Source organism: Staphylococcus schweitzeri, from assembly GCF_002902405.1.
GTDB classification, from domain to species: domain Bacteria; phylum Bacillota; class Bacilli; order Staphylococcales; family Staphylococcaceae; genus Staphylococcus; species Staphylococcus schweitzeri.
On record NZ_PPQS01000030.1, the window covers coordinates 1 to 3,969 of the forward strand.

General features: G+C 27.9%; 8 protein-coding genes. All 8 read right to left on the reverse strand.

What is annotated here, in order from left to right:
* The coding region (locus CD116_RS06020) for a TIGR01741 family protein (protein WP_142381041.1) at window positions 1-324 on the reverse strand (324 nt) is incomplete at its 3' end.
* A 10-nt stretch (window positions 325-334) separates the two neighbouring features.
* Window positions 335-835 carry a TIGR01741 family protein gene (locus CD116_RS06025; protein WP_047548743.1) on the reverse strand — a complete coding sequence of 167 codons (501 nt, stop codon included), beginning with the start codon at window positions 833-835 and terminating at the stop codon, window positions 335-337.
* Between the two features lie 10 nt (window positions 836-845).
* On the reverse strand, window positions 846-1,346 hold the full coding sequence (locus tag CD116_RS06030; protein ID WP_047529259.1) for a TIGR01741 family protein: 501 nt from the start codon (window positions 1,344-1,346) through the stop codon (window positions 846-848).
* 131 nt (window positions 1,347-1,477) lie between these two features.
* Window positions 1,478-1,696: a hypothetical protein gene (locus CD116_RS06035; protein ID WP_047424027.1), complete on the reverse strand. Its 219-nt coding sequence runs from the start codon at window positions 1,694-1,696 to the stop codon at window positions 1,478-1,480.
* A 134-nt stretch (window positions 1,697-1,830) separates the two neighbouring features.
* Window positions 1,831-2,442, reverse strand: coding sequence for a DUF5080 family protein (locus tag CD116_RS06040; RefSeq protein ID WP_047529257.1), 612 nt, complete (start codon window positions 2,440-2,442; stop codon window positions 1,831-1,833).
* Between the two features lie 9 nt (window positions 2,443-2,451).
* A complete protein-coding gene (locus CD116_RS06045; RefSeq protein WP_001004376.1) occupies window positions 2,452-2,901 on the reverse strand; it encodes a DUF5085 family protein in 450 nt (149 codons plus the stop codon).
* Complete coding sequence (locus tag CD116_RS06050; protein ID WP_047529255.1) at window positions 2,898-3,347, reverse strand: DUF5085 family protein; 450 nt, start codon at window positions 3,345-3,347, stop codon at window positions 2,898-2,900. The genes CD116_RS06045 and CD116_RS06050 overlap by 4 nt, the downstream gene beginning before the upstream one ends.
* Window positions 3,348-3,467: 120 nt before the next feature.
* The coding region (locus CD116_RS06055) for a DUF5079 family protein (protein ID WP_103325210.1) at window positions 3,468-3,969 on the reverse strand (502 nt) is incomplete at its 5' end.

Consider the following 3,969-nt stretch of genomic DNA (forward strand, 5'->3'; position numbering starts at 1 on the left):
ACCTTCTCTTGTAAAGTCAAATTCGCATGATGTCCATGGTTCATGTCCTTCTTCTTTAAATAAATTTCTTAATTCCTCAAACAAATCATATAAAGCCATCCATAAATCATCAAATACTTGCACAGAAATGTTATACTCCTTAGGTATATCGGTGTAATAATTCAATTCATCGCTACCTGGTTTAGTATAATTAAAGAATACTTCACCTCCTCCATCATCTATATAAGCCATTGTATATACCTTTTCCCATTCTACTGGTATCATTCCACTAATCTCATTTGCAATTTTATTGTACATTTCACTTTGTTTTTCTTCGAAAGTCATGTTATCGCCTCTATTGTTCAGCTTCTTCTTGCTCTTTAATATATTGCTCGATTTCTTTAACCTCTTCCATTTCATATTCCATTTCTGGTATAATTCCGAATTTTCTATAGTTATAGTAGTTTTCTTGGCCTAATTGATCAAATTCTGTATTTATCCAATCAATATAATCAAAAGATACGTTTAATTTACCTTCGCTTGTAAAGTCAAATTCACATGATGTCCATGGTTCAAGACTTTCTTCTTTAAATATATTTCTTAATTTTTTAAATGATCTATAAAGTTCCATCCATAAATCATCAAAGATTTCTTCTAAAACATTATAATCTTCAACGATACTCGAATAATAATACAGCTCATCATTTCCGGGCTTGGTATAATAAAATATAACTTGCCCACCTCCATCGTCCACATATGCAATTACATATACCTTTTCCCACTCTACTGGTATCATTTCATTGATCTCATTTGCAATTTTATTGTACATTTCACTTAATTTTTCTTCGAAATTCATGTTATCGCCTCTATTGTTCAGCTTCATCTTGCTCTTTAACATATTGCTCGATTTCTTTAACTTTATTAATTTCATATTCCGTTTCTGGTAAAATTCCAAATTTTCTATACTTATAGTAATTTTGTCGACCTACTTGACCAAATTCTGAATTTATCCAATCAATATAATCAAATGAAACTTTTAATTCACCTTCTCTTGTAAAGTCAAATTCGCATGATGTCCATGGTTCATGTCCTTCTTCTTTAAATAAATTCCTTAAATTTTGAAATTGTTTATACAACTCATACACTGAATCCATAAATTCCGATTCCGATATATCATATTTATTTAATACACTAGTATAGTAGTATAATTCATTACTTCCAAGTTCTGTGTAATAGTAGAACACTTCTCCTCCTCCGTCATCTATATATGCCATTGCATATACCTTTTCCCACTCTACCGGTATCATGCTGCTAATCTTATTCGCAATTTTATTGTACATTTCACTTAATTTTTCTTCGAAAATCATGTTATCGCCCCTATGTGTTCGAAATATCTCTTGATTAAACTATTAATTTATTCTCTACACTTATTTCCGTTAAATAAAAAGCATTAAACAACACCCAAATGTCGCTTAATGCTTCTTCAAATTCGTTTTACTTATCTTAAACCTAAATATGCTAATAAATTTAAAACAAAAGCAATTATTGTTACGATAATTGCAATTTGCAATAACTTCGAACCTTTTTCAGCATCGTATTTTTTGTAATTAATACTACAAATAATACTTCCAATACCAAATAACGGTGTAACTATTGTTAATACAATAAATACCCATGTTGCAATTTTTAAGCCATTGCCTTGATTTTGGTTTTCCATCTCATTAACTCCTACTCATTATTTTATCTTTCAATTTATTTAACTATTTATAATTATAGTAAAAAAGATATTAATAGTATATACTTTTTCACCATTTCATAAATAAAATTCACGCATACCTATATGTAATATAATTATAATAATCTCGATAAAATCATATTCAAAATAAATAACCAAAAACTAAATAATATTGGCCTTATTACAACAAAAGCAAACGCTCCTTTTCTAACTCTAATAATTAAATCCCAAACAGCAAATATAATAATGATAAATAAGCTGAGTATGAAAAATGAGATACTTAAGTCACGTGTTTCTGCAGTGATTTGAGGTGTTGACTTTAATGTCATTAATACCGTTAGTACTATAGCTACTATCAAAGAAATAATCCCTTTATACTTAGCTATTTCAATGTTTATACGTAAGCTTTCAACTGAATTATATTCAGATTTATTAACTATTCCACTTGAACTATCTGTAATGTTCTTATATTTTAATAATAGTGGTCTGTTCCAAAGATTTCTAATAGCCATCCATGCATAAAACAAACTCCCCATATACAAAATCACATTGAAATTTGTTAATTGATCATAGCTATCGCCTATAAAAATATAAGTGATACCAATTACTACAAACACAATGGCATAGATGATTATAGGCAATACTACTATTTTTTCAGAATACATCACAGCAGTTAAATATATAATATAATACAGTCCGGCTACGACAATTAATAATAAGAACTCCATATTCGCACCTCAATATTCCATAACTTTTACTTTAATATCGATCCATTTAAATCCATTCACATCATTGAGTATAAAATAATATGGTGATATACGTTGAAGTTGATTTTCTTTTGCAAATCTTTCTATATCTTCTAAACCCTTCTTAATATCTTCTTCATAATTTAGTGGTCTAAGTTGATTATGTAACATTTGATCAATATAAAGGTAAGATTGAAATTCAAAAGAATCATGTAAACTACTTATATTATTAATAGATGAATAAATTGTAATATTTACTTTCTCATTTTTCATCAACTGGTTAATAGTGAGAATTAATGGTCCATTTTCATTTAAATCATAATGCTTTACTTCATTTAAAAAATGTGTTGTCACTTCATTTAAATTTTTTAAGTCTATATCTAAATATTCTTTTGATATAACATTTCTAAACATTATAGTAGAATAGCTTAATTCATTCATTCCAATTCATCCTCATCTAAATTGATTTCAGCGTGAATTTCATATACTTGACCACCAAAATAATCAACCATCACATGGTAGAATGGAGAATTTGATAGTGTTATGTTATTTTCTACTGCAAACTCTTTGATTTTCAAATAAACATTTTCAAATTCATCTTCATCAAAGCATTTATGAGAAATCGTTGGTAAAAGGGCAATTGAAGGTATAAATTTAATATTCAATTCAGGTATATCGTCAATTTCAGAATTTAATGAAATATATGTTACAAATTTCATTTCATCTAGCCCGACAACTTCTCGTGTAAATACTATTGGTCCAACTGTATAGATATGTTTGTCTATAAAAAATGATTTAATCCTGCTCATTTCATCTTTCCAATATTCTGGATTAATAGAAAATTCCATTTTAGCTAAGTTAGGCATTACTAATGCATCAAGTTCCATTTATTGTTCCTCCAATTCAAAATATAAAAGCAGTGAAAACCTCTATAGAATTTCCGATTTTCTAATCACTTTTTCAAATCAATTCACTTTTTAAAAGTGCGTTTTGTAAATCTATATTATTTAGTCATCATCTTCAGTGTTTAATTCAAAAATGTAGAATCTACTGTATTGCATAATAAATTGAAATGCCACAAATTGTGCTCCAGCGATAACCAACATACTTACAATAATTATAAACTTGGATTCTACGACATTAGGAACCAATATATATTCGATAATTTTTTCAATATATATAAATGAGCTCAACGCAGTTAATAATAAACCGAAATGTGTTTTAGTTTTACCACCCCAACGTTTTGTTACTCTAGGTAATTTTAACAACGTAAACATTCCGCCAATTACTAATAATAAATAGCTAATTATGATTGCAATCGTACCCATTAACCAATAATTGAATAAATCATAATGGTTTTGTACAGCTGCAAAATAATAAAGGTTACACAGTGCAAATACTACAGTGATAGTAGTTAACACATTTATAACAACTAAAAATCGGGCATATATTTTTTTATATTTCTGTGCGCTTTCCTTTTCGAAATCTATAAATCTAATCCATTGAAGT

Coding starts and splice junctions, on each gene's coding strand:
- CD116_RS06025 (WP_047548743.1), bottom strand. CDS start 835: ATGAATTTCGAAGAAAAATTAAGTGAAATGTACAATAAAATTGCAAAT.
- CD116_RS06030 (WP_047529259.1), bottom strand. CDS start 1,346: ATGATTTTCGAAGAAAAATTAAGTGAAATGTACAATAAAATTGCGAAT.
- CD116_RS06035 (WP_047424027.1), bottom strand. CDS start 1,696: ATGGAAAACCAAAATCAAGGCAATGGCTTAAAAATTGCAACATGGGTA.
- CD116_RS06040 (WP_047529257.1), bottom strand. CDS start 2,442: ATGGAGTTCTTATTATTAATTGTCGTAGCCGGACTGTATTATATTATA.
- CD116_RS06045 (WP_001004376.1), bottom strand. CDS start 2,901: ATGAATGAATTAAGCTATTCTACTATAATGTTTAGAAATGTTATATCA.
- CD116_RS06050 (WP_047529255.1), bottom strand. CDS start 3,347: ATGGAACTTGATGCATTAGTAATGCCTAACTTAGCTAAAATGGAATTT.